Source organism: Myxococcus sp. CA040A, from assembly GCF_013336725.1.
In the GTDB taxonomy this organism is placed as follows: domain Bacteria; phylum Myxococcota; class Myxococcia; order Myxococcales; family Myxococcaceae; genus Myxococcus; species Myxococcus llanfairpwllgwyngyllgogerychwyrndrobwllllantysiliogogogochensis.
This window is the reverse complement of the sequence record NZ_JABUMR010000006.1, coordinates 171405-193952: the sequence shown is the minus strand read 5'-3', so window position 1 is coordinate 193952 and position 22548 is coordinate 171405. Positions and strand designations below refer to the sequence as shown.

General features: G+C 69.5%; 26 protein-coding genes. 15 read left to right on the top strand and 11 right to left on the bottom strand.

What is annotated here, in order from left to right; all coding sequences use genetic code 11:
• The first annotated feature begins 92 nt into the window (after positions 1-92).
• From HUA75_RS26820 to HUA75_RS26790, 7 genes are all read left to right on the top strand, one after another.
• Positions 93-1535: a DUF2079 domain-containing protein gene (locus HUA75_RS26820; protein WP_174487972.1), complete on the top strand. Its 1443-nt coding sequence runs from the start codon at positions 93-95 to the stop codon at positions 1533-1535.
• Positions 1536-1795: 260 nt separating this feature from the next.
• Positions 1796-2233, top strand: a complete 438-nt coding sequence (locus tag HUA75_RS26815; protein WP_141644997.1) for a response regulator — start codon at positions 1796-1798, stop codon at positions 2231-2233.
• Positions 2230-2859 carry a RedB protein gene (locus HUA75_RS26810; RefSeq protein WP_174487971.1) on the top strand — a complete coding sequence of 210 codons (630 nt, stop codon included), beginning with the start codon at positions 2230-2232 and terminating at the stop codon, positions 2857-2859. Before HUA75_RS26815 ends, HUA75_RS26810 begins: the two co-directional genes overlap by 4 nt.
• Positions 2856-4277, top strand: coding sequence for a sensor histidine kinase (locus HUA75_RS26805; RefSeq protein WP_141649370.1), 1422 nt, complete (start codon positions 2856-2858; stop codon positions 4275-4277). The genes HUA75_RS26810 and HUA75_RS26805 overlap by 4 nt, the downstream gene beginning before the upstream one ends.
• Positions 4277-5053, top strand: coding sequence for a response regulator (locus tag HUA75_RS26800; protein ID WP_246137892.1), 777 nt, complete (start codon positions 4277-4279; stop codon positions 5051-5053). The genes HUA75_RS26805 and HUA75_RS26800 overlap by 1 nt, the downstream gene beginning before the upstream one ends.
• A 3-nt stretch (positions 5054-5056) precedes the next feature.
• Positions 5057-5806 carry an ATP-binding protein gene (locus HUA75_RS26795; protein ID WP_141649372.1) on the top strand — a complete coding sequence of 250 codons (750 nt, stop codon included), beginning with the start codon at positions 5057-5059 and terminating at the stop codon, positions 5804-5806.
• Positions 5806-6216, top strand: coding sequence for a response regulator (locus HUA75_RS26790; RefSeq protein ID WP_174456961.1), 411 nt, complete (start codon positions 5806-5808; stop codon positions 6214-6216). Before HUA75_RS26795 ends, HUA75_RS26790 begins: the two co-directional genes overlap by 1 nt.
• 15 nt (positions 6217-6231) lie before the next feature.
• On the opposite strand, the gene HUA75_RS26785 is transcribed toward HUA75_RS26790, so the two are convergent.
• Complete coding sequence (locus HUA75_RS26785; protein WP_141649374.1) at positions 6232-6807, bottom strand: carboxypeptidase-like regulatory domain-containing protein; 576 nt, start codon at positions 6805-6807, stop codon at positions 6232-6234.
• A gap of 116 nt (positions 6808-6923) precedes the next feature.
• A complete protein-coding gene (locus tag HUA75_RS26780) occupies positions 6924-7340 on the bottom strand; it encodes an SgcJ/EcaC family oxidoreductase (RefSeq protein ID WP_174456960.1) in 417 nt (138 codons plus the stop codon).
• 275 nt (positions 7341-7615) lie between these two features.
• Between HUA75_RS26780 and HUA75_RS26775 the strand changes: the two genes are divergently transcribed.
• Both HUA75_RS26775 and HUA75_RS26770 read left to right on the top strand, forming a co-directional pair.
• Positions 7616-8701, top strand: coding sequence for an aldo/keto reductase (locus HUA75_RS26775; protein ID WP_174487970.1), 1086 nt, complete (start codon positions 7616-7618; stop codon positions 8699-8701).
• A gap of 311 nt (positions 8702-9012) precedes the next feature.
• A complete protein-coding gene (locus HUA75_RS26770; protein ID WP_174487969.1) occupies positions 9013-10977 on the top strand; it encodes an AgmX/PglI C-terminal domain-containing protein in 1965 nt (654 codons plus the stop codon).
• A 19-nt stretch (positions 10978-10996) separates the two neighbouring features.
• Here the strand turns inward: HUA75_RS26770 and HUA75_RS26765 are convergent, their stop codons facing one another.
• Positions 10997-12421: an MATE family efflux transporter gene (locus HUA75_RS26765; protein WP_141648240.1), complete on the bottom strand. Its 1425-nt coding sequence runs from the start codon at positions 12419-12421 to the stop codon at positions 10997-10999.
• Positions 12422-12629: 208 nt separating this feature from the next.
• On the opposite strand from HUA75_RS26765, the gene HUA75_RS26760 reads away from it, so the two are divergent.
• A complete protein-coding gene (locus HUA75_RS26760; protein WP_141648239.1) occupies positions 12630-12962 on the top strand; it encodes a hypothetical protein in 333 nt (110 codons plus the stop codon).
• Here HUA75_RS26760 and pdxA read toward each other — a convergent pair.
• From pdxA to HUA75_RS26735, 5 genes are all read right to left on the bottom strand, one after another.
• Positions 12886-13911: a 4-hydroxythreonine-4-phosphate dehydrogenase PdxA gene (gene pdxA / locus HUA75_RS26755; RefSeq protein ID WP_174487968.1), complete on the bottom strand. Its 1026-nt coding sequence runs from the start codon at positions 13909-13911 to the stop codon at positions 12886-12888. The two genes, HUA75_RS26760 and pdxA, sit on opposite strands and share 77 nt — an antisense overlap.
• Positions 13912-13944: 33 nt before the next feature.
• A complete protein-coding gene (locus tag HUA75_RS26750; protein ID WP_174456957.1) occupies positions 13945-14913 on the bottom strand; it encodes a peptidylprolyl isomerase in 969 nt (322 codons plus the stop codon).
• A gap of 61 nt (positions 14914-14974) precedes the next feature.
• Positions 14975-15964 carry a peptidyl-prolyl cis-trans isomerase gene (locus HUA75_RS26745; RefSeq protein WP_141648236.1) on the bottom strand — a complete coding sequence of 330 codons (990 nt, stop codon included), beginning with the start codon at positions 15962-15964 and terminating at the stop codon, positions 14975-14977.
• 74 nt (positions 15965-16038) lie between these two features.
• Positions 16039-17046, bottom strand: a complete 1008-nt coding sequence (locus tag HUA75_RS26740) for a peptidyl-prolyl cis-trans isomerase (protein ID WP_174487967.1) — start codon at positions 17044-17046, stop codon at positions 16039-16041.
• A gap of 70 nt (positions 17047-17116) precedes the next feature.
• On the bottom strand, positions 17117-18136 hold the full coding sequence (locus HUA75_RS26735) for an alpha/beta fold hydrolase (RefSeq protein WP_141648244.1): 1020 nt from the start codon (positions 18134-18136) through the stop codon (positions 17117-17119).
• Positions 18137-18282: 146 nt separating this feature from the next.
• Here HUA75_RS26735 and HUA75_RS26730 point away from each other — a divergent pair, with 146 nt between their 5' ends.
• The 3 genes from HUA75_RS26730 to HUA75_RS26720 all read left to right on the top strand — a co-directional run bounded on the left by HUA75_RS26730 (position 18283) and on the right by HUA75_RS26720 (position 19475).
• On the top strand, positions 18283-18594 hold the full coding sequence (locus tag HUA75_RS26730) for a CBS domain-containing protein (RefSeq protein WP_174487966.1): 312 nt from the start codon (positions 18283-18285) through the stop codon (positions 18592-18594).
• 91 nt (positions 18595-18685) lie between these two features.
• Positions 18686-18937: a GIY-YIG nuclease family protein gene (locus HUA75_RS26725; RefSeq protein WP_174468031.1), complete on the top strand. Its 252-nt coding sequence runs from the start codon at positions 18686-18688 to the stop codon at positions 18935-18937.
• A 166-nt stretch (positions 18938-19103) separates the two neighbouring features.
• Positions 19104-19475 (top strand): hypothetical protein, encoded by a 372-nt coding sequence (locus tag HUA75_RS26720; protein ID WP_174456955.1) that lies wholly within the window; start codon positions 19104-19106, stop codon positions 19473-19475.
• Positions 19476-19493: 18 nt separating this feature from the next.
• Here the strand turns inward: HUA75_RS26720 and HUA75_RS26715 are convergent, their stop codons facing one another.
• Complete coding sequence (locus tag HUA75_RS26715) at positions 19494-19811, bottom strand: hypothetical protein (RefSeq protein ID WP_141648232.1); 318 nt, start codon at positions 19809-19811, stop codon at positions 19494-19496.
• An 88-nt stretch (positions 19812-19899) separates the two neighbouring features.
• Here HUA75_RS26715 and HUA75_RS26710 point away from each other — a divergent pair, with 88 nt between their 5' ends.
• Entirely contained in the window at positions 19900-20181 is a 282-nt protein-coding gene (locus tag HUA75_RS26710) for a hypothetical protein (protein ID WP_141648231.1), read from the top strand.
• A 43-nt stretch (positions 20182-20224) separates the two neighbouring features.
• Complete coding sequence (locus tag HUA75_RS26705; RefSeq protein ID WP_371746197.1) at positions 20225-20665, top strand: hypothetical protein; 441 nt, start codon at positions 20225-20227, stop codon at positions 20663-20665.
• A gap of 12 nt (positions 20666-20677) precedes the next feature.
• Here the strand turns inward: HUA75_RS26705 and HUA75_RS26700 are convergent, their stop codons facing one another.
• Positions 20678-21370, bottom strand: a complete 693-nt coding sequence (locus HUA75_RS26700) for a radical SAM protein (protein WP_141648668.1) — start codon at positions 21368-21370, stop codon at positions 20678-20680.
• Between the two features lie 187 nt (positions 21371-21557).
• Positions 21558-22496, bottom strand: a complete 939-nt coding sequence (locus HUA75_RS26695) for an oxygenase MpaB family protein (RefSeq protein WP_174460060.1) — start codon at positions 22494-22496, stop codon at positions 21558-21560.
• Positions 22497-22548 lie beyond the last annotated feature (52 nt).

The following is a 22548-nucleotide window of genomic DNA, read 5'->3' as shown; positions in this document are numbered from 1 at the left end:
CGAGCTGCCGTGCCGGGTGACATGAGTCGTGGGAGTGCGGTAGACGACGCGGCCTCCGGACCGTGGCCGGCGCCTCCTCGATTCACGACTTCATGACTCCTTCCGCCGATGACTCGAGCCCAGGACGCGCGCGGCGCTGGCCAGGCGTGCTGGCCCTGCCACTCGTGGTCCTCGTCTGGCTCGTGTTCGTCGTGGCGCCCATCTGGATTCAGGCCGCGCACGCCTGCTTCGCGCACTTCGACCTGGGCATCTACACCCAGGCCCTGGCGCGCATGTCGCTGACGGAGCCAAACCCGTGGCTCAGCGCGCGACAGGTCTACATCTTCAACGACCACTTCGACCCCATCCTGTGGGTGGTTCGCCCGCTGGTGGCGGTGCTGCCACCGATGTGGGCCTCGCTGGTGGGTGAAGCGCTCCTCGTGTTGCTCGCGGTGGCGCCGTTGCTCTGGCTCCAGGCGCGGGGGCTGCTGAGCCGCGCCGCCACGGGGTTGCTGGCGGCGTTCCTGCTGCTGGCCCCCAGCGCGGTGGAGGCGCTGAAGTTCCCCATCCATCCGACGACGTGGTCCGCGCTGCCGTGGGTGATGACCGGCGTGGCGTTCCATCTGCGCCGCAACGGCTGGCTGCTGGTGTCGCTGGTGCTGCTCTTCGCTTGCAAGGAGGAGTTCGCCTTCGTGGGCATCATGCTGACCGTGGCGCTGTGGCTGCGCGGCGAGCGGCGCTTCGCGGTGGGCGTGGGGGTGCTGTCGCTGCTCTGGCTCGCGGGCGTCTACGGGCTGCGGCCGTGGCTGCTGGGGCCCTCGGAGGACTACGGCGTCCGGCTCAGGCAGGGCATGGAGGGAGGACTCCTTCACTACCTCGCGCTTCGTCTGGCACCGGTCCACCTGTCGCGCATGGGCACGCTGGTGTTGCTGCTGCTGCCGCTGGGAGTCTGGGCGTGGCGCGAGCGCTTGAAGCCGGACTGGGCGTGGCTGCTGGTGTTGTTGCCGATGCTCGGCATCCGTTTCCTCGGCATGGCCTGGCGCTTCCACTACGCCGTGCCGCTGCTGGCCGCGGCGCTGATGGGCTTCCTTCCCGTCCTGCGCGCGCGGAAGCCGCCCGCGTGGGTCCTGGTGTCCACGGGGCTGGTCCTCCTCTTCAGCAACGAGCTCAACCTGCGCCAGTTCACGCGCACGCTGGTGTCCTCACGGACGTATCCGCGCCAGTGCCCGGGGGACCCGGAGCGGCTGGCCAGCATCGCGCGTGGCGTGGACGTGCTCGCCCGGCATCGTGAGGGCCTCGCGCTGCTGGGCAGCAACTTCGTCTCCCTGCTGGCGGACCGGGATGACATCTACGCCGTGGGCGGCCCCCAGCCCGACGACGGCCGCGTGTACGAGTGGGTGCTGGTGGAGAAGCCGCCCCATGGAGAGGTCTGGCCCCTCTCGTATGACCGCATGCGGGAACTCATCGACGCCTGGCGCGCGGAGGGGGGCACGCAAATCGTCATCGACGACGCGAACGTCTTCCTGGCGCGAGGTCGCTTCACCGCGCACCGGTGAGCGCCGCACGGCTCGTGGGTCGGCACCGAGCCGCGAGTGCCACGGCCCGGGTGGATCCACGCGCTCCAGGCCGTGGAGGCCTGAAGCGACAGGCGGCGGAGCGAGCGCCGGAGTCCCCGTCCGCGCGAGGCCCGCCCGCACATACGTGTAGGTGCCCGCCCTCTAGCGCTGGCGTACCGGCTTGCCCGCCATTGGCGAACAGTCCACCGCATCCCCTCACGCTCTGGCGGGGATGGCGCTATCCTCGCGCGGTCCCCGCCATGAATGCCCCGCGGCTCCAAGTGCTGCTGGTGGATGACGAGGCAGCTGTCCTCGCCACCACCGCGGCTGTGCTCTCCGAGGACTTCGAGGTCCAGACCGCGCATGACGCGCACACCGCGCGCCGGATGCTCGGGCTGCGTCCGTTCGATGTCCTGTGCACCGACCTCCACATGCCCGGCCCCAGCGGCATCCAACTGCTGCGCGAGGCCGTCATCCAATATCCCCACCTCGCGGGCGTGCTGGTGACGGGCTTTCGCGAGTACCTCGACTGGAGAGACCGCCTGGACGCGCAGGGCCTCTTCTACCTGGTGCTCAAGCCCTACCAGCCCCCGGACCTCATCGCGATGATCCGCCGCGCCGCCGAGTCCGCGCGCCTCAAGCGCGACATGAGCCGACTGTCCTCCGGACTCGCCGAGCACAAGTGGGGGCCCCGATGAAGGTTCCCCCCCTGTCGCGGGGAGGGTGGCTGTTGATGGGACTGCTGTGGCTGGTCGCCATGGTGGTGGGCTTCGCGCTGCTCGCCCGACATGCCCTCACCCCGGGCACCGCCCACGAGTCGCCAGCCCGCTGGCCTTCATCCGTGAGTCCTCCTCGCGTGGAGGGCCGGCCCACCCTGGTGATGCTCGCCCACCCGCGCTGCCCCTGCACGCGCGCCAGCCTGGGCGAGCTGTCCGTCCTGATGGAGCACGCGCGGGGTCAGCTCGACGCGCGCGTCCTGTTCCTCCAGCCCGAGGGCACTTCCGGCGACTGGACACAAGGCCCCCTGTGGCGCGCCGCCGCCGCGATTCCGGGCGTCACGGTGCTCAAGGACGCGGGAGGCGAGCAAGCTCGCCGGTTTGGAGCAGTCACTTCCGGACATTCCTTGCTCTATGATGCGGCCGGTCGGCTCCGCTTCAGCGGTGGAATCACCGGGGCGCGGGGACACCGAGGTGACAACCCGGGGCGGGACGCCGTGGAGGCGCTGCTGCGGGAGGCGGGTGGGGTGGGCGGGTCGTCGGAGCACGCTGTCTACGGTTGCGCACTGGAGGAACCGCCCGAGGCCCGGGCCACGAACACCCCATGAAGCCCACGGAGGATGCCAGCGGCCCGACGGTGGCACTGAAGGAACGCGCCGTTCTGCTGTTCCACGAGCACCTGACCACGGTGCGACGCCGCACGGACCGCCTCTTCGCGGGACTGATGCTGGCCCAATGGGCCTTCGGCATCCTCGTGGCCCTCTTCGTCTCGCCCTACGGCTGGGAGGGCAAGGACCGCGCCCTCCACGCCCACGTGTACGCGGCGCTGTTCCTCGGCGCCGCGCTCACCGTGTTCCCCCTCGCGCTGGCGCGCTGGCGTCCCGGGGCCGTCTCCACCCGGCACGGGGTGGCCCTGGCGCAGATGTTGTGGTCCTCGCTGCTCATCCACCTGACGGGTGGGCGCATCGAGACGCACTTCCACATCTTCGTCTCGCTCGCGTTCCTCTCCCTGTACCGGGACCCGTGGGTGCTCCTGACGGCCACGTGCGCCACCGTCGCGGACCACGTCATCCGAGGCGTCCTCTGGCCGGAGTCCGTGTACGGCCTGCCCAACGCGGAGTGGTGGCGCTTCCTGGAGCATGCGCTCTGGGTGGGCTTCCTGAACCTGGTGCTCCTGCACGCGGGCCGGGTGATGCGGCGGGAGATGCGCGAAGTGGCGGTGCGCCGCGCGGAGCTGGAGCTGGCGCGCGAGCGCGAGGAGGACAAGTCCGCCGAACTGGACCGCGCCCTGCGCGAGCTGAGCGGCTTCCAGGAGCACCTCATCCGCGTGGAGAAGCTGGCCGCGGTGGGTCAGCTCGCCGCCAGCGTGGGTCATGAATTGCGCAACCCGCTGGCCGCCGTGCGCAACGCGCATGCCTACCTCTCCCGACGACTGAGTCGGGATGCCATCGGGGCCGCGGATGACCCACGGGTCCCCCAGTTCCTCGGGGTGATGGAGCGCGAATTGGGTGCGTGCGCGAAAATCATCTCCGACCTGCTCGACTTCGCGCGCGAGCGGCCTCCGGCGCTGCAGCCGTGTCCGTTGCGACCTCTGGTGGACGAGGCCATTGGCGTGGTCCCCTCGCGCGAAGGTGTCCGCATCCTCAACGAAGTGCCCGAGTCGCTCCCGGTGCCGAGCCTGGACAAGGAACAGTTCCGTCAGGTGCTGGTGAATCTGGTGCAGAACGCGGTGGAGGCCATGCCCCAGGGAAGAACCGGTCAGGTTTCAGTGCTGGCGGAAGGCGGCGACACCGGGCCGTGGGCCATTCGCGTGGTAGATGACGGGACGGGCATCCCTCCGGACGTGCTGCCCAAGATTTTCGAACCGCTCTTCACAACCAAGACGCGTGGCACCGGCTTGGGGCTGGCCATTGTGGCCAACATGGTGCAACGTCACGGCGGCACAATCTCTGTGCGAAGCGAAGCCGGCCGGGGTAGTGAATTCCATATTCATCTCCCGGCAACCGCGGCGGCGCAGGCCGCATGATGGAGGACGTGGCTTTGGGCCCCGCTCGCATCCTTTTGGTCGACGACGAGGAGGGGCTGCGCATCACGCTCGCGGCGAACCTGGAGTTGGAGGGCCATACCGTTCTGGAGGCCGCCAACGGCGAGGAAGCGCTGCGCCTGCTGGGCGAGCACCCGGTGGACGTGGTGCTCAGCGACATGCGCATGCCCGGGCTGCACGGGGTTGATCTGCTGCGCCGCATCAAGCAGGCGCGTCCGGACATGCCCGTGGTGCTGATGACCGCCTTCACGGCGGAAGAACTGGTGGAGGACGCGCTCGCGGAGGGCGCCTTCACCGTGCTGCCCAAGCCCTTCGACGTGGCGCACGCGCTGGACACGATTCTGCGCGCGGCGCGGGCTCCCCAGGTCCTGGTGGTGGACGACACGGAGCCGGTGGCGCGCGCCATGGTGCGCGCGCTGAGCACCGTGGGGCTGCGTGCGCGCGCGGTGTACAGCGGCGAGGAAGCGCTGACGTACCTGCGCTCGGGCGACTTCGACGTGTGCGTGTTGGATTTGGTCATGCCGGAGATGAGCGGGCCGGAGCTGGTGGCGAAGGTGAAGGCGGCGGATTTGTCCGTGGCCGTCATCGCGATGTCCGGGCACGTGGTGCCAGAATTGTTACGCAAGGTGGCGGCGCAGGGCGCGGTGGTGTGTATGACCAAGCCGGTGCCGCTGCGGGAATTGGTGCAAGCGATTGCCCGGGTGAGAGGCCAACCCCGGGCGCAGGGGCCCTCGGGGCCCCAGGGTGCGAGGAATTGACGGATGGGCGCGCGCGCAGATCTCCAAGCGCGGGAACGGGCCGCGGTGGCGGACGTCGTCGCCTCCACGCTGCGGCATGACCTCCGCAACAAGCTGGCCAGTGTCCGCAATGCTTCGTTCTACCTGATGCGGAAGATGCAGAAGACGGACGTCTGGAGCACGGATGCCCGGGTGGAAGCCTTCTTCCAGCTCATCGACCGGGAGCTGGCGGCGGCCGAGGAGGTGCTGACGCGACGCGCCCCGGTGGCCAGCAGCGACAAGCCCCTGTGCCACGCGAGCGAGGCGATGGAGCAGGGGCTGCGCGAGGCGAGGGTGCCGGAGCAGGTGCGCGTGGAGCGCGACTTCAAGGCCCGGGGCACGGTGCCGCTGGATTTGGAGGACCTGGCGCTGCTGGTGCGCTGTCTGGTGGACAACGCCGTGGAAGCGATGCCGCGCGGAGGAATGCTCACCGTGCGGACCTGGGACGTTGAAGAGGGTGAGGGCGGCGTGGGCATCCGCGTGGAGGACGCGGGAGAGGGGCTGGCGGCGGAGGCGTATTCACGCGCCTTCGAGCCCTTCTATTCGACACGTCCCGGCCACGCGGGATTGGGATTGAACATCGTGCAGCGATTGGTGCTGCGCAATGGGGGGAAGGTGGCACTGGACGGAGGCCCCTCGGGGGGCACGCACGTCGAGGTCCTCTTCCTGCACCGCCCGGAGGCGGGGGCCAGGATGCGGCTCGCGGGCCATGACGAGATACGGGGGAGCAAGTGATGGAGACGAGCTGGACCTTCGGGCGCTGCCTGCTGCTGGTGGAAGATGACCCGTCCAACCGGATGACGCTCGCGGCGCTGCTGGAGGAAGCGGGGTTCGCGGTGGTGACAGCGGGTTCCTACGCGGAAGCGGAGAAGTGGCTCAACCACCCGCGGCCCATCGACGCGGTGTTGCTGGACCAGAGCCTGGGTGACGGCTTCGGCACGGGGTTGATTCCGTTGGTGCGTCACCACATGCCGGGCGCGAAGGTGGTCTTCGTCACCGGCGCCGACAGCGCCATCGACATGCCGGTGGATGCCGTCTTCCGCAAGGGTGACCATTTCGAGGCGCTCCTGGCCTTCCTCTTCAAGCTGTTGCCCCAGAGACCGCTGGGGATGTCCTCGTCTGCTCCTGGGCCGCGTCGTCCCTGAGCTTCGCGGTGGTGTTCAGCTCCAGCTCTGGCCATCCAGTTCGGGAAAGGTGACCTGGCACTCGCCGGGATTGACGCCCTCCACGCGGGCGTAGCCATTGGAGTTGAGGGTGCCTTCGCGCGTGCTGCCGTCAGGCAGGCTCACGACGTAGCGCGCGTTGGGGACGGGCTTTCCCGCCTCGTCCTTGAGCTCGATGGCCAGCCAGGTCATCTCCTCCACCACGGCCTCGTCGGCCTTGGCCTCGGGTCTGGCCGTCCAAGGCGCTGGCACGCTCTTCGGGCGGGCCACCTCGAGCGCGACGAGCTCTCCGCGCGTGAAGGCGTCCGAGAGGCGCTGCTTGAGGCGTTGCTCGTAGCGGGAGCGCTCCAGGCCCGTCAGGCCGAAGGGGCTGCTGCCGCCGAGGGCTTCGTAGATGCCATACAGCGTGCGCGCCGACGGGGTGGACAGCCACCGGTCCAGGGATGACGTGACGAACACGTCCGGCACTCGCGGGCGGCGCTCTTTCGCGTCGGTGTCGACGGACGAGACGACGAGCCAGTCTGCGTTCCGCGCCGGCAGTGTCCACCGGCGTTCACCGCGATTGAGCGGCATGCTGAGTACCCCCGTGGGACTCAGTGTATCAGCAAAGGACACTCGGTGTCCGGTGGCGCGCGATTTTTCGTGCGGACACGGGCCGCCCGACGGGAGGTGTGGGTGGGGCCCTGGGGTCAGTCGGGCGTGGCCTGGGTGGGCGGTGCGGGGAGGCTGTGCGCGAGGACGACCCACCAGCGGCCCTCGCGACGCTGGCACACGTCGGTGAAGTGCCCCACGTCGGAGACTTCGGTTCCATCGGGGAGTCGCACGCGGGCCCGCTGGGTGCCGGTGAGCACGCCGGTGTCGCCGAAGACGTGCGCGCGCACCGTCTCGGTTTCGACAGAGAGGAGGGTGCCGGGGATGGCGGCGATGTTGGCGAGGAACGCCGTGCGGTCCGTCTCCACGTCGCCCACGCCGCGAAAGACGAGGTCCTCCGCCATCAAGCCCTTCAGGGCCTGGGTGTCGCGGGCCTGGATGGCGCGGACGATGGACTCCTCGAGTGCCAGGAGGGCGCGGACGTCCTCCGTCTGGGAGGGGGTGTGGGGCGTCATGGGCGGTGGGCTCCTGAGGGCGCCAGGGTCGCGAGCACAGGCGGTCATCAGCGCGACGAGGGCGATGAAGGCGTGGCGTGGGGACACGGGCCGCGTTTGAGCATGTTCTTCCGGGGGAAGCCAGACAGAGGCGTTTGCTGTTCGTCAAACGCCTCGCGTCCGAGTGGCGGCGGCTCCCATGGACGCGATAGTCCACGCCCCCCTGCCCGCGTCTGCGCGTCGAGACTCCACCTCCGGCGGTGAGGGATGCCTTCGTCTTCCCTTGGGAGTCCTCCATGTCACTGAATGAGTACGTCACGCTGGGCCGTTCGGGTCTGCGGGTCAGCCCGCTGTGTCTGGGCACGATGACCTTCGGTACCGACCTGGGTTGGGGCAGCAGCGTCGAGGCGTCGAATGCCATCCTGGACCGCTTCCTCGAGCGGGGCGGCAACTTCCTCGACACGGCGAATGCATACACGCGGGGGCACTCGGAGAAAATCATTGGTGACCACCTGGGCCGGTATCCGAGCAGGCGGGACAGGGTGGTGATTGCGACCAAGTTCTTCAGCAGCCTCTTCCCGGGGGACCCGAATGGTGGTGGCGCGGGACGCAAGTCGTTGATGGCGCAGTGCGAGGAGTCGCTGCGCCGACTCCAGACGAGCTACATCGACCTGTACTGGATGCACTGCTGGGATGTGAATACGCCCATCGAGGAGACGATGCGCGGGCTCGACGACCTGGTGCGCTCCGGGAAGGTCCGTTACATCGGTATCTCGGATACACCGGCCTGGAAGGTGGCGCAGGCGCAGGTGACGGCGCACTTCCGGGGCTGGGCTCCGCTGGTGGCGTTGCAAATCGAGTACTCGTTGTTGGAGCGGACGGTGGAGGGGGAGCTGGTGCCCATGGCTCGGGAGCTGGGGTTGGGGGTGACGCCGTGGTCGCCGCTGAAGAGTGGCGTGCTCAGTGGAAAGTACACGCGGGAGAACGCGGGGAAGGTGAAGGCGGACCGGGGGGCGTGGGCGGAGAACTCGCTGACGGAGAAGACGTACAAGCTCATCGACGTGCTTCAGCGCGTAGCGAAAGAGCAGGGCACCACGGTGGCGCGCGTGGCGCTGGCGTGGGTGCAGGGGCGGCCCGGCGTGACGTCCACCATCCTGGGTGCGCGCACGCTGGAGCAGCTCGACAACAACCTGGGGGCGTTGGAGGTGACGCTGAAGCCGGAGCAGGTGAAGGCGTTGGATGACGCGTCCAAGCCGACGCTCGATTTCCCGGCGGAGTTCCTTCAGGGCGCGCCCACGTTCATGCACGGCGGAGTTTCCGTGAACGGTGTCCCCGCGCCCGCGTGGCCCATGGCTCCGAAGTCCGATGAGGAGCGCTGGTAGTCGCTGGAGCGGGTGTGTTCGCGCGCGTGCTCGACGTGGGCCGCGCGCGTTGTAGCTGTGAGGTGGCCACGCGTCGTGCGGTGTCGGTGCGCAGGAGTGGCGCGGCGCCGTATTTCGCGCGTGAGCGGTGAGACAGCGGACAGCGAACGCGTGCCACGGCGAAGAAACGTCGTGCGCGAGACAGTCACGCTGGCGTGAGCGGGACGCGTCCCTACGTTGCGAGCCCTGGCGCGGGAATGGCTGCGCGGTTGAGGGGAGGGTGTGTGGGCGAGCTTCTGTCAGGAGGCGACGAACAGTTCCGTACGCGGGGCATGAATCATCCCGAGGCGAATGGCTGTGAGCACGAGCAGTCGGGTGAGGCACTGAGTGTGACGGAGGCGCTGGACTGCGACCTCGACGCATATCTGGACCGAGAGCTCGCCATGGAGCCGGAAGTCGACGGCGACGGTGATGCAGCGCTCACGCCCACGCGCGAAGCCGCGGAGGACATGCGCGCGCTGCTGGACCTCGCGGAAGAGGAGACGCGGTGGATCTCCGAGTCGCCTCGGCCCGCGTTCTCCGACGCGGAGCCTGGTGAGTCCGTGTCCGAGTCCGCGCCCGTGGTGATTCCGGAGTGGATGCGCGCGAATCCGGAGGTGCCAGTCGCGGAGGCGGTGCGTCTGCCGTGGGGGCACTCCAAGGTGGTTCCGGTCAAGACGGCTCGCGGCGGTTCGTCCACGCAGGCGACGCCGCGGAAGAACACCGTGAGCGAGGTGCAGGGGCCGCTCAATCTTCAGCAGCAACCCTGGGGTATTCCCATGGTCCCGCCCGCGCAGCAGTGGAGCGGACCGATGGCGCCCGGGCAGCAGCACGCCTGGGACGGCTCCCTGGCGCCAGGGCAGCAGCACGCCTGGGGTGGCCCCGTGGCGGCGCCGACGGCGTCGAGTCGAGGCCGCGACGTGGTGTCTGGCGTCCTGCTCGGCGTCGCGGCGGTGGGCGTGGTCGCGGCGGGCATGCTCGTGGTCGCGAGCGTGCGCTTCTGGGAGCAAGGCGCGAGTTCCCCTTCGGTGAATGGCGTCGCGGGTACCTCGGCGCATCAGGGAGCCCTGGGTGCTTCGGCGCGGCAAGGGGTGGCGGGATCCGACGGCAGCGTCGGCTCCGTGGGCCAGCTCAACCGCGCGAGCAACTCGGGGGCGCTGGTCGGCGCGAACGCCTCGGGTCAGCTCAACAGTGCGAACAGCACGGGGGCGCTGGTCGGCGCGAACGCCTCGGGCCAACTCAATGGCGTGGGCAACGCAGGCGCGCTGGTCGACGCGAACGCCTCGGGCCAGCTCAACGGCGTGGGCAACGCAGGCGCGCTGGTCGGCGCGAACACCTCGGGTCAACTCAACAGCGCGAGCGCTTCGTGGCAGTTCGGCCAGACGGGTTCTTCGGTTGCTATGGGGTACTGGGCCATTCCTGGCCTCATGGCGGGCACGGCCTTCCCGGGTGTGGCCGATACCAACGCGATGAACCCCGTCGCTCCTCGGTACATGGGCCCCTACGTCTGGGCCCCTCCCGGAAGCATCAGCGACATCGCGAACGGGCTGCACGCGCAAGGCGCGTCGACGGACCCGGCTCGCGCCCTCACGTCCTTCTCGGGCCCGAGCGGCGCGGACCTGATGGCCCGCCGTGACACCCTGGCTGTGAAGTCCGGCGAGCGGAGCATCCGAACCGAGAGCGCGCCCACGACTCGCGCTCCCGTGAGCACGACTCCCACCCAGAGTGTCGCGGAGTCCTCCTCGGGCGCGGTGATGGAGATGACCTTCGAGGAGCCCGACTCCGACGAGCAGACGACCTCCGCTCCGGCGGACACCACGGACGACCCCGATGGCGCGACCAGCACCGAGTCGGAGCTGGACGAGGAGTTCGCGCGAGAGCTCGGCTTCACCGAAGACGGCGAGGAGCGCGCCGCCTCCGAGTCCACCGTCGCGCGGACCGTGTACGTCCCGCCCGCGCTCGACGCGAAGGAGCACCTCACGCCCGAGGACGTGAAGCAGGTGGTGGTCTCCAATCAGCCCGCCATCACCGCGTGCCTGCGCCAGCATGCCGCGGACACGTCGGTGCAGAAGGACGGGCGCTTCGTGGTGCGCTGGTCCGTGTTGCCGAGCGGTGAGGCGACGAGCGTCGCCATGGACACGCAGGCGCTGCGCGCCACGCCGCTCGCCGGCTGCATCGAGGGCGTGGTGCGCGGCTGGAAGTTCCCCGTGCACACGGTCCGCATGCAGGAGCCCATCCGCTTCCCGTTCGTCTTCTAGCCCAAGGGGGCGGGGCCGCTCAGGCCTCGCCTGTCTCGTGTCCGAAGACGTCGCCCGGGTTGGGCGTGGTGGGGCCCTCGGGCGCCTTCTTGACCAGGGGGCGCCGCCACCGGCCGGAGAAGTAGTAGGCCATGCTGACCACCAGCGACACGCCGAAGCTCAAGGCCATCGCAATCCACACACCCGTCACGCTGCCCATGCGGCGCGACAGCCAGTACGCCACCGGCACCCGCACCACCCAGAGGCTCACCAGCGAGAAAATCGTCGTCATCAACGTGCGTCCCGCGCCGTTGATGATGCCGTTGCTCACGAAGATGAGCGCGAACAGGACGTACGTCCCTCCCACGATGTGCAGGTACGTGACGCCCGGCCCGATGACCGCCGGGTCCGAGACGAAGATGCGCAGCAGCGCCTCCGGGAACGACACGGCCACCGCCGAGATGACCAGGGTGATGCCTCCGCTGAACAGGCACCCCCACTTGAAGATCTCCTGCACGCGGTCGTAACGGCCCGCCCCCAGGTTCTGTCCGGCCAGCGTGGACACGGCCATGCCGAACGTCATCGCTGGCATGAAGGCAATCTGGTCGATGCGCGAGGCCGCGCCGAACGCCGCCGTGGACACCTCACCGAAGCCGTTGACCAGACCCGTCACGAACACCATGCCGATGGACACGAGCGACTGCTGCACAGCGGCCGGCACGCCGATGCGCAGCGTCTTCCAGGTGGTGGGCCCCAGGTGCGCCAGCCGTGGCCTGCGCGGCGCGACGGGGACATCCTTCATGCGCAGATAGATGAGCAGCGTGATGAGCGCCAACAGCTGCGACACCACCGTGGCCCAGGCCGTGCCGTTCAATCCCAGCTTGGGCAACCCGAGCCAGCCGAACATCAGCACCGGGTCCAGCACCGTGGTGAGCAGGACGGAGCCCGCCTGGAAATACAGCGGCGTCTTCGAGTCACCCACGCCCTGCAGCAGGCTGCGCGTGAGGAACAAGCCGAAGCCCAGGGGCATCGACAACAGGAAGATGCGCAGGTAGCTGACGGACTCCGCATGGATTTCCGGCGGCGTGTCCATCAGCGTGAGGATGGTCGGCGCCAGCCACTCGCCCAGCAGCGTGAGCACCACGCCCAGCGAGTAGATGAGCACCGTGGAGCTGTCGACCACCTTGCGCAGCTCGTCCATCCTCCGGGCGCCGTAGTTCTGCGACACCAGGATGCTCGTCGCCATGGTGAGGCCCATGCCGATGGAGAACAGGACGAAGACGACGGGGAAACTCACCGTCACCACCGCCAGCGCCTCGGTGCCCAGGAACCGGCCCACCCAGATGGCGTTGATGAAGCTGTATGCCGTTTGAAGGAAGCTCCCCATCAACATCGGGATGGAGAAGGCCACCAGGTGGCGGGGAATGCTGCCTGTCGTCAGGTCTCTGCCGAAAGGCGCCTTCATGACCTGCGACTCGTGTTTCTGATTCCCATCGAAAAGTCCCTCAAGGTCGGCCCTCACCCGTGCATGGGCCGTGGAAGGAACTCGCCAGGAACCTGAGGTTCAACGCGGATCCAGGAGGGTGACGTCGTCTTTCCGGGTGTGGGCGCCCCTCGGCACCCGCGCTCCAGCTTACGGCGGCGGAGTCTCATCCGCCTTATGTTTCCAGGCGATGCGCACACCCCCTCCACCCGAGGCCGCACCGGACTCCCAGCCAACCGAGCTGCACGTCTGCCACAACTGCTCGGTGCGCCTGGACCCTCGCCTGGGGGGCGTGGATCTGCCGCGCCGCATCCGGGAAGCCGTGGCCGCGCGGGGCCTGGGACCGAGCACCCGCGTGTTCTCCTCGGGCTGTCTGGGCGAATGCCCGCTCGACAAGGTCAGCGTGCTGGTGATTCCTCCGAGCGGCGTGGGCTCCGAGGTGAAGCTCATCGACGCGGAGAAGGACGGCGAGGACCTGGCCGACCACCTCGCGCGGGAGGCCGAGCGAGCTGCGCGGCCTTGAGCAGCGCCTCCGCCATGGGCACGCAGTTCGCCTGCCCCTTGCCGGCAATCGCGTAGGCCGTGCCGTGGTCCGGCGAGGTGCGCGGCACCGGCAGTCCCAGCGTCACGTTGACGGTGCGCTCGAAGTCGAGCGCCTTCGCGGGGATGAGTCCCTGGTCGTGGTACATCGCCAGCACCGCGTCGTACCGCGCGCCCACTTCATCGGGTCTCGCGAAGAGGCCGTCCGCCGGAATCGGCCCGTGTGCATCGACTTTCGCCGCGCGTGCCTTGCGGATGGCGGGGCCAATCACCTCCACCTCCTCGCGCCCCAACAGGCCCCCTTCGCCCGCGTGAGGATTCAGCCCGAGCACGGCGATGCGAGGCCTGCGTCCCACCACCACGGGCGCGAGGCTGCGTGACAAGAGCTTGAGCTGCGCGGTGAGGCCCTCCACGGTGAGCAGCTTGGACAGCGCGGAGATGGGGACGTGGTTGGTGGCCAGGGCGATGCGCACGCGCGGCCCGTCCATCATCATCATGACGTCCACGCCGAAGGCCTCCGCCAGCACCTCCGTGTGGCCCATGAAGGGAATGCCCGCGCGTGAAATCCCCTCCTTGGACACCGGCGCCGTGCACAGCGCGTCCACGTGTCCCGCGCGCATGGCGTCAATCGCCGCCGTCACGTACGCGTACTGCGCGCGTCCGCCCTCGCGCGAGGGCTTGCCCGGGACGCGGTCCCTGGCCGCCAGCTGAGTCACCACCACGACGGTGGGGGACTCGACGCGGCCCAGGGCGGAGGGCTCCACGCGCGCATGGCGGCGGAAGAAGGGGAAGCGCTCCAGCGTGGGCCCATCCCCGAAGACGACGGGGATGAGCGCGCGACGCACGGCGGGGAGCGCCAGGGCCGCGGCCGTCACCTCCGGCCCGATGCCCGACACATCACCCAGGGAGATACCGACGAGGGGGAGGCTCACGGTGGCGAGCATCCCCCGCGTGGGGACGACAGGCTACATCTTCACGTCGATGCTGGCCTTCTGCTTCAGCTCCGTGACGTACTGGTCCAGGAACTTGTCCGTCTTCTCCTGGAGCAGCTTCCCCTCCAGCTTCGGACGCATCTCCTCGTAGGTCGTCGCGGCGACGGAGCGGCGCTCCTCCACCTTCAGGATGTGCCAGCCGAAGTTGGTGCGCACCGGCTCGCTGACGTCGCCATCCTTGAGGTTGAAGGCGACCTTCTCGAACGCCTGCACCATGACGCCGCGCTTGAACCAGCCCAAATCTCCGCCGTCCGCGGCGCTGGGGCCCTCGCTGCGCGCGCGCGCCAGGGCGGAGAAGTCCATGCCCTCGCGACGGGCCTCCTGGGCAATGCCCTCCGCCTTCTTGCGCGCGGCGGCCACCTGCTCCTCGGTGGCCTTCGGGTCCACGGCGACCAGGATGTGGCGCGCGTGGACTTCCATGTCCTCGCTCTCCGCGCGGGCATACTGGTTGTAGGCGGCCTTGAGGTCCTCCTCGGTGACCTTCACCTTGGGGCCCACCTTCATGCGCAGGAGCCGGTCCCGGAGGATGCGCTTGCGCAGCATGTCCCGGTACGTGGTCATCGTCAGGCCCTCGGCGACGAGCACCTGCTCGAACTGCGCCGGGTCCGTGATGTTGTTCTGCTTGCGCACGTCATTGACGAGCTCGTCCACCTCGCCCTCGGTCGCGGAGATGCCCATCTCCGTGATTTCGGCCTCCATCAGCTTCTCGCCGATGAGGGTGTCGAGCGCCGTCTTCATGAGCTGCGCGCGCTGCTCGGCGCGCTTGCGCGGGTCGGGGTCATTGAGGCGGGACACCTCCGGCGCCGCGCGCTGCTGAACCTCCGACAGTGCGATGACGTCGCGGTTCACCACCGCCGCCACCTTGTCCACCAGCTCCGCGCGCGCCGACGTGGCGCCCCCCAGGAGCGCCGCCGCAGCGACGAATGCCACCAGCTTCTTCATTCCGTGCATCCTTCCGCACCACACCGGGCCCGTCCAACAGTCCGCCGCGCCCACGATTCCGTCACTTCGCTGCCTGCGGGAGTGCCGCGGGCTGTCCGCGGATGGCCTGCAGCGTGGTCTCATTCACCTGGACCTGCGCCTTGTCCCGCAGTTCCTTCTCGAAGGCGTCCTGCGCCTCCGTGCGCTTCTGCTCCATCAACTTCGCTTCCACCCACTGACGCGCCTCGGCGAAGTCCCGCTTCCGCGCGGGCTTGCGCTCCAGCACCTTGAACAGGTGGTAGCCGTACTCGGTGGACACCACGTCCGAAACCTGCCCGACCCCGAGCTTGAATACCACTTCGTCGAAGGCGGGCGGCATCTGTCCTCGGGGGAAGAACCCCAGGTCGCCTCCCACCTTGGCATCCGCGCTCAGCGAGTACCTGCGCGCCAGGTCCGAGAACTTCTTGCCCGACTTGAGCTGCGTCTGGAGCCGCCGGGCCTCGTCCAGGCCCTTCACCACGATTTGAGCGGCGTGCACCTGCTCGCTCTCGTTCAGCTCGGCCTCGTGCGCCGCGTAGTACGCGCGCAGCTCCTCCTCCGTCACCCCCACGCGGGCGTAGACGTGGCTGGCGAAGAGCTTTTCGATGGTCAGCCGGCTGGCCTCGCGCGCGCGCAGCTCCGACATGGACAGCTGGCCCTGGGCGAGCACCTCGTTGAAGTTGCCCGCCGGGTAGTCGCCCGACAGCCGCAGCACGCCCCGGTCCACCTCTTCCGGGGTGACGGTGACGTTGTTCTTCCGCGCCGCCTGGAGCAGCAGCATCCGGTGGATGTACGTGTCCAGCAGCGTGCGCTTGAAGGGCTCGATTTCCTCCGGCGTGCGCTGGGAGGCCTCCGTGGAGGCCAGCTCCCGGCCCAGCTCCTGCTCGAAGTCCACGCGGGAGAGGACCTCGCCATTCACGGTGGCCACCACCGTGTCGTCGGGCGTCAGTTTGACGGGCGTGTTGCACCCCTGACTCAGCGCCAGGGCGAGCACCAGGGACAGCAGGGGAGCGCGGGTGGGAGAAAGACGCATGCGCGGAGTCCTGGGGGAAGGGTGGGGGCGACTCCCAAAGGTGGGGATGGCCCCCCAAGCTGGCAAGCGGGCCCTCATGGCGCGGGCACCGTGCCCGGCAGCGGGCTCGACGGCTTGCGCATGGGGGCCTGGACGTCCACCGGCACCCGGGCCAGAGCGTCCGTGTCGACCGACAGCGACAACTGCTTCTCCACGCGCGCCAGGTACTCGCCCCACGCGCGCGTGCGCTTCTCGCCTTCCAGGCGCACGCGCAGCTCCTCGCGCACGTCGTCCAGCGAGAGGTCCAGCGCGGGCCTGCGTGCGCGCAGCTTGAGCACGTGGAGCCCCTTGTCGGTCCGCACCACGCCGCTCACTTCGCCCTCGGTCTTCAGGGCGCGAGCGGCCTGGGCGACCTCGGCTCCGTACTCGCGCGTGAGCGCCTCGTCGGAGAGAAAGCGCATGTCCCCATCCAGCGGCGCGGTGCGCGGCTCCTGGCTGCGCTCGCGCGCCAGCTTTCCGAAGCCTCCGAAGTCCTCCGCCGGAAGCGCCTTCGCCTGGGCGAGCAGGGCCTGTGCCTCACCCTTCGCGGCGCTCTCCCGGGCGGCATCGGCCCGCGGCGCGGCGAGGAAGACATGGGACAGGCGCAGGGCCTCCGGGCGCACGAAGTCGTCCTTGCGCGCGGCATAGGCTTCCGCCAGCTCCGCGTCGGTGACAGTCACTCGCGCCTCTTCCAGTCGCGAGCGCATCAGCCGGCCCACCAGCGCGCGCCGCGTGGCCTCCACCACCTCCGGGTCGTCCTGGAGTCCCTGGGCAAGCGCGTCGCGCACCAGCAAATCAAACCGGGCCAGCGACTCCACGTACTCACGCCGGGCGCGGGGCTCCACGTAGCGCTCGCGCAGCGCGGGGCTCATCTCCAGGAAGCGCTCGGTCAGCTCCTCCGCCGTCACGGCATCGCCGCTCCAGCGCGCCACCGCCCGTCCGTCCGTCCGTCGCGTGTGGCGCAGGTCCATCACCGCCTGCCCGGCGGGCACCTCGCCCGGGGCCTTCCCGCACGCGGCGGGCGCCAGCAGGGCGAGGGTGAGGAGGCGGGGGGACAGACTCATGGGGAGGGGCTTCCGGGTAGCACGCCAAGGGGGCCCGGACAACCCGGAGTCCCGTCGCCTGTGTGCCGGCTCACGGCCGGGTGGCGTGCGCGGAGAGGAACGCCTCCACCAGGGGGAAGATTTCGTCCGGTGCCCGGCGGCCCAGCACCAGGTCGGCATGCCCGTAGTCCGCGCCGAAGCCGTGCCCTCGCCCGGCCACGAGGAACTTCACCGGGCCCCCCAGCGCCTCCTTCGCCCGCGCCACCGACATGGGCGGGGCCAGGAGGTCCTTGCTGCCCGCCAGGAGCAGGACGGGAATCTTCACCCCCGCCAGGGACTCGCGGTAGTCGAAGCCCCCGTCGTACGTGGTGAAGCGGTTGGTGGAAATCCAGCGGGCGAACTGGCGGCCCACGCCGCCGGAGATGTTGGCCGGCACGTTGGCCAGCGCGCGCCGCACGACCTCCGGCTCCATGTTCTCCGCCAGCATCATGTACCGGCTCAGCGGGCCCGGCGGCGCGCCCAGCAGCGCGATGCTGGTGACTCGGCCGGTGGGGATGACCTTCAGCCGCAAGAGCGGCTCCACGCGCTGGATGAAGGTGCGAAGCCCCGGTTGCACCGCGAAGGTGAAGGGGCTGCCCAGAATCGCCGCGGCCCGCACCGGGGCCTGCGGGTTCTTGGCCAGGTGGGCGTACAGCGTGAGGCCACCCTTGGAATGCCCCACCCAGAGCACTTCCTTCGCCCCCGTGGACACCACGGTGCGCAGGGCGGTGCGCACGTCGTGCTCCGCCTGGTCGTCGAAGTTGAAGTCCGAGCAGTCGCCCGCCAGCCCCCGCCCGCGCAGCTCCAGCACCCACGTCTCGAAGCCCGCCCGCGCCAGGTAGCGCGCCATGCTGTAGTGCTCGTCGAAGTCCAGGTGGAAGCGGTTGGCGCCCAGCCCGTGGCAGAGGATGACGGGCTCCGCGTACCGGCGCTCTCCCCGAGCGTGGTAGCGCCCCATGGCGATGGCCGCGCCGTCGTCCGTGGGCACCCGGTACAGCTCGTCCGGGCGGAACGTCAGCGTCAGCAACCCCTCTTTTCCCCGGCTCATCGTCCGCGAGAAGAGGTCCGCCATCCGCCCCAGCCGCGCCACCTGTCTCCGTGTCACCCCCCCACTCTAAGCCGGTCCGCCGCCCGTTGCCGTGTCCATTGCTGGGTGGTCATCCCTGCCGGCAGGGCCGTTGCAAGGAGATGTAGGTATAACGGTCCGGAGGAAACTGGATGCGGCAAAACAGGGCAATCAAGGAAGCTTTGTCGTCCTTCATCGCCACCGTTTTTCCCACAGACACCCTCCTGCGTGCCCTGAGAGTGATGGAGCGGCACCAGGTGCAGCTGTTGGGCGTGGTGGGGGAAGGGGGGGGCTTGCTGGGGCTGGTGAGTGAGGCGCACATCCTCGCGGCTTGGGGAGATCCGCTGGCGCCCGTGTCGGAGGTCATGGCGCGGGTAGGGCTGCCGGGCGGAAGGAGGCGACTGTCCCTGCGCCTGCCGCGCTTCTGCCTGCGGCGTGGGGGGCGGATGCGGCTGGCGACCTGAGGCGGGGCGCACGGGGGCGGGGTGCGCGGGGGCGCTACGCGGTACAGTCGCGCCCCCCGTGCCGGACGACCTTCCCCGCTGGACTGTCTACATGCTGCGTTGCCGAGACGGCTCGCTCTACACTGGCGCCACCAATGACCTGGAACGGCGCGTGGCCACTCACGGACGCGGACGCGGCGCGGCCTACACCCGGGCGCGATTGCCCGTCACCCTCGTCTGGAGCGAGGCCGCCGAGGACCGCGGCGCCGCCCTGCGACGGGAGGCCGCAATCAAACGACTCACCCGGGGCGACAAGCTGCTGCTCGTGTCCGCCGCCCGGCCCCCGCGACGCCGCGGACGCTGAGCCGGTTCCCTCGTCATACCGGCGTGCGGGGATGACCGTTGGTGGGCGACCCTTCGCGCCGCCATCTGTCATCATCCTGGAATCCGGGTCTTTTGTGTCGGGTCCCTCGATACCCGAACGCGGTGTCGCGCGTTACCGTGGGACCATTCTTCACAGGGGGCAGTCCATGCTTCGGTCGCTTTCAGGAGTCTTCGCCGCACTGGTCATCTTGGCCCTGGGGTGTGGCCGGGTGGTCAACCATCCACCGGATGTCAGTGCGGGGCCGATTCCGAGCCCGAAGACGGTGGAGCCCGGGGGCGTCGTGCAGCTCGTGTTCGAGGTGCAGGACCCCGATGGTGACGAGATGGAGTACGTCTGGACGCAGAACCCCGCGGAGCCCGCGGGTCACTTCAGCGACTCCCACTCGCGCACCCCGACCTGGACGGCTCCGGAGGGCGTGAAGGAGCCGACGCACTTCCTGCTGCAGGTCAACGTGATGGACAGCGGGGGCGGCGGCGTGCTGGGCACGACGCCTTCCGTGCTGGTGCGCGTGCCGTAGTCGGCCGGGCAGGGCCCTTCAGGGCGCGGTCTGGGACGGTGCGGCCGGAGGCGGCGTCTGGGCCTCCTGCTCGCGGGCCTTCCGGTTGCCGCGGAGGGTGAAGAGGATGCCCAGCGCCAGGAAGGCGGCGGCGCCGATGCCGGCGCCAATGGTCTGCCAGGTGAGCAGGTCCGAGCTGACGTTGCGGACCACCTGGGGCAGGTTGCACATCGTCTGGGTCGCCAGGGGCGTCTCGTTGTACCAGCCGATGAAGTGGGGACCGGCCCAGGACGCGACGAGGATGCCCAGCAGGGTACCCGCGAGGACGAAGTTGAGCAGTGTCTTGGCGGCGTTCATGCGCAATCACCTCGGCAGGGGGACGACAGGCCGTGCTTAGTATGTGCACGACGCCCTGGCCAGGGGTGGAACGTGTTAAGGGGAGGGCGTGCCGCTGCTCCCGCTCGCCATCCTGTCCAGTCTCGTCGCCCTGGTGTGCGCCGCCTTCCTCATCGTCCATGCCTTCCGCCGCAGCGTGGGCACGGGAGTGATGGTGCTGCTCATCCCCTGCTACGCGTTCTTCTACGCGTTCAGCCAGTTCGAGCACCGGCACAAGGGGCTCATCGTCGCGGGCTTCGTGTCCTGCACGGTGCTGTCGGCCGTGTTCCTGGGCCTGGGCTCGCACGCGCTGACGGCGCTGACGGCGCGCGTTCCTCCGCCGGGCTTCTGAGGCGTCGCTTCGCCGTGCGCTCGCCCGACGCCAGGGTGTCGTGGTGACGGTGGAAAGCACGGCCGCCCTGTGTGCGCGCCACGCGGAGGTCTCCGCGGTGGCCACCTGTACGCGCTGCGGAAGCTTCCTGTGCGGGGAGTGTCTGGAGCTCTTCGGCGAGTCCGCCTTCTGCGAGCCGTGTGTGTCGTTGCGGCGCAAGGACGGGCCCGCGTCGCGCGCGGCCTGGGGCGCGCTGGGGCTCGGGGTGCTGGGACTGTTGGTCTTGCCGTGTACCCTGGCGATGCCGCTGCCGCCGCTGGTGGCGGGCGTGGGCAGCGTGGTGCTGGGGATGCGGGAGGCGGGGCGCATCCGCCGGGGGGAGAGCCCCGCGAAGGGACAGGTTCCCGCGCGGGTCGCGTCCGTGCTCGGCTGGGTGACCCTGGGGTTCCTGTCCGCGTGGCTGCTGTTCTGGGGCTGGCTGTACTTCGCGGCGCCTGGTGTCTGACGCGAGCGGGCTTCAGACGCCGCGCGCGTTCGGCTCCCAGAGGTACTTGTGCATCTGGAGCTGGAAGCGGACGGAGAGCCGGTCCTCGATGGTCCACTCCGCCAGCTCGCGCGGGTGGAGCTTTTCGAACACGGTGGAGAACAGCAGCGCGAAGGGCTTCTCGGCCAGCCGGTGCTCGGCGATGAGGGCCTTGGACCAGTCGTAGTCCTCGCGCGAGCCGATGACGAACTTCAGCTCGTCGTTCGCGTTCATCGACGCGAAGTTGCGCAAATCATTGCGCGCGGCCTCGCCCGAGGACGGTGTCTTCATGTCGACGATTTTGTGCACGGCCGGAGGCACCAGCCGCACGTCGATGGCGCCGCTGGTCTCCAGCAGCACCGTGAAACCCTCGTCGAGCAGCGACTGCATCAGCGGGTAGACGCCGGGCTGGAGCAGGGGCTCGCCGCCGGTGATTTCCACGCGCGGGGTGCGCAGCGCCTTGATTTCCTCGATGACGTCCGCGTTCTTCCGACGCGCGCCGCCGTGGAAGGAGAACTCGCTGTCGCAGTAGGTGCAGCGCAGGTGACAGCCGGTGAGGCGGATGAAGGCGCACAGCAGGCCGGCGTGCGAGGACTCGCCCTGGAGAGAGAGGTAGATCTCCTTCACCACCACGGAGTCAGCGGTGGGAACGAGGCGGGGCTCGATGTGGGGACGCGCGGCGGGCATGGCTTCTTCGTGAGGCGAAGGGAGCGGCGCTTCAACCCCAGTCAGCCCGGGAGGTCAAGCCGTCACCCCAATCCGGAGCCAACGTCCCGGGAGTGGCCCGGGATTCCCGGACCCTGGACGTCGCCTCGGGAAGCGGCCCGGGCGAGGCGAAGTCCGTGGAATCTGGAGCACTTGCGGCCGTCCGGGCTCAGGAGCCGCCCGTCCCCTGGGCCCGTGGGGCGTGTCCTTCTTCCTCCGAAGCCGTGGCCGGGCGGTGATGGTGCACGGGGCAGGTCTTGGGGAAGGTGCCGAGCTGCTCGACGACGTGGCCCTTCGGGTAGGTGCGCACGCTGGAGTTCTCGCGGCCGAACCTGGGCACCTCTCGCGGAGGCAGGGCGTAGCGCACGAACTTCCCGCGCAGCTTGAGCGCGGTGCGGAACACCTTCCGGGTGAGCGCGGAGGGGCGCGCGTAGTGGAACGCGTCCAGCAGCGCGTCCTCCATCAACGTGCGAGCGAACAGCTTCACGAGCTTCTTGGGCGCCAGGTGGGACGGCGGGAAGGTGGTGAGCAGCTCCAGCGTGGAGTCGGCCACCGCCTGGCTGCGCGCATCGAAGGCGAAGTGCTTCGCCTCATAGCCGTCCATGAGCGCGACGAAGTCCGCGTGGGTCTCCGGAATGTCCTGGATGCCCATGTGGCGGCCCACCGCGCGGTAATAGTGGGTCCACGCCTCCGCCTCGTGCGGAGTGAAGGGCCGCCAGCCGAACTCGCCCACCCAGCGCACGGGGGTCACCACGAAGGTGGAGAGCACGTAGCGCATGTCCTCGTTGGAGATGTCATAGGCGCCGTGCATCTGGTTCATCCGGCGGAAGGCGCTGTGGCCCGTGGGGCTGGCGATGCCGTGCTCGAGGATGGCGTCGAGAATGAGCACGGTGTCGTCGTAGCGCTTCTGGGTGCGCTCGGTGAACTCCCCCGTCTCGTGCAGCAGTATCCCGATGCTCGGCACCGCGTAGGTGCGGAACAGCGCGAAGCTGAGCGCCTGGGTGATGTCCCAGGGGAACTCCTGGGTGGCGAGGATGCGAACGATGTCCTCGTGCTGCGTCCGGGCATCGAGGCCGTCTGTGCGGTCCCGCAGTGCGAAGCGATTCATCCAGGTCCCTCCCGCGAAGGAAGAAGGGACGCTAGCCGATGGCGCCAGGGCC

Coding starts and splice junctions, on each gene's coding strand:
- HUA75_RS26820 (WP_174487972.1), top strand. CDS start 93: ATGACTCCTTCCGCCGATGACTCGAGCCCAGGACGCGCGCGGCGCTGG.
- HUA75_RS26815 (WP_141644997.1), top strand. CDS start 1,796: ATGAATGCCCCGCGGCTCCAAGTGCTGCTGGTGGATGACGAGGCAGCT.
- HUA75_RS26810 (WP_174487971.1), top strand. CDS start 2,230: ATGAAGGTTCCCCCCCTGTCGCGGGGAGGGTGGCTGTTGATGGGACTG.
- HUA75_RS26805 (WP_141649370.1), top strand. CDS start 2,856: ATGAAGCCCACGGAGGATGCCAGCGGCCCGACGGTGGCACTGAAGGAA.
- HUA75_RS26800 (WP_246137892.1), top strand. CDS start 4,277: ATGGAGGACGTGGCTTTGGGCCCCGCTCGCATCCTTTTGGTCGACGAC.
- HUA75_RS26795 (WP_141649372.1), top strand. CDS start 5,057: ATGGGCGCGCGCGCAGATCTCCAAGCGCGGGAACGGGCCGCGGTGGCG.
- HUA75_RS26790 (WP_174456961.1), top strand. CDS start 5,806: ATGGAGACGAGCTGGACCTTCGGGCGCTGCCTGCTGCTGGTGGAAGAT.
- HUA75_RS26785 (WP_141649374.1), bottom strand. CDS start 6,807: ATGCCGCTCAATCGCGGTGAACGCCGGTGGACACTGCCGGCGCGGAAC.
- HUA75_RS26780 (WP_174456960.1), bottom strand. CDS start 7,340: ATGACGCCCCACACCCCCTCCCAGACGGAGGACGTCCGCGCCCTCCTG.
- HUA75_RS26775 (WP_174487970.1), top strand. CDS start 7,616: ATGTCACTGAATGAGTACGTCACGCTGGGCCGTTCGGGTCTGCGGGTC.
- HUA75_RS26770 (WP_174487969.1), top strand. CDS start 9,013: ATGAATCATCCCGAGGCGAATGGCTGTGAGCACGAGCAGTCGGGTGAG.
- HUA75_RS26765 (WP_141648240.1), bottom strand. CDS start 12,421: ATGAAGGCGCCTTTCGGCAGAGACCTGACGACAGGCAGCATTCCCCGC.
- HUA75_RS26760 (WP_141648239.1), top strand. CDS start 12,630: ATGCGCACACCCCCTCCACCCGAGGCCGCACCGGACTCCCAGCCAACC.
- HUA75_RS26750 (WP_174456957.1), bottom strand. CDS start 14,913: ATGAAGAAGCTGGTGGCATTCGTCGCTGCGGCGGCGCTCCTGGGGGGC.
- HUA75_RS26745 (WP_141648236.1), bottom strand. CDS start 15,964: ATGCGTCTTTCTCCCACCCGCGCTCCCCTGCTGTCCCTGGTGCTCGCC.
- HUA75_RS26740 (WP_174487967.1), bottom strand. CDS start 17,046: ATGAGTCTGTCCCCCCGCCTCCTCACCCTCGCCCTGCTGGCGCCCGCC.
- HUA75_RS26735 (WP_141648244.1), bottom strand. CDS start 18,136: ATGGCGGACCTCTTCTCGCGGACGATGAGCCGGGGAAAAGAGGGGTTG.
- HUA75_RS26730 (WP_174487966.1), top strand. CDS start 18,283: ATGCGGCAAAACAGGGCAATCAAGGAAGCTTTGTCGTCCTTCATCGCC.
- HUA75_RS26725 (WP_174468031.1), top strand. CDS start 18,686: ATGCTGCGTTGCCGAGACGGCTCGCTCTACACTGGCGCCACCAATGAC.
- HUA75_RS26720 (WP_174456955.1), top strand. CDS start 19,104: ATGCTTCGGTCGCTTTCAGGAGTCTTCGCCGCACTGGTCATCTTGGCC.
- HUA75_RS26715 (WP_141648232.1), bottom strand. CDS start 19,811: ATGAACGCCGCCAAGACACTGCTCAACTTCGTCCTCGCGGGTACCCTG.
- HUA75_RS26700 (WP_141648668.1), bottom strand. CDS start 21,370: ATGCCCGCCGCGCGTCCCCACATCGAGCCCCGCCTCGTTCCCACCGCT.
- HUA75_RS26695 (WP_174460060.1), bottom strand. CDS start 22,496: ATGAATCGCTTCGCACTGCGGGACCGCACAGACGGCCTCGATGCCCGG.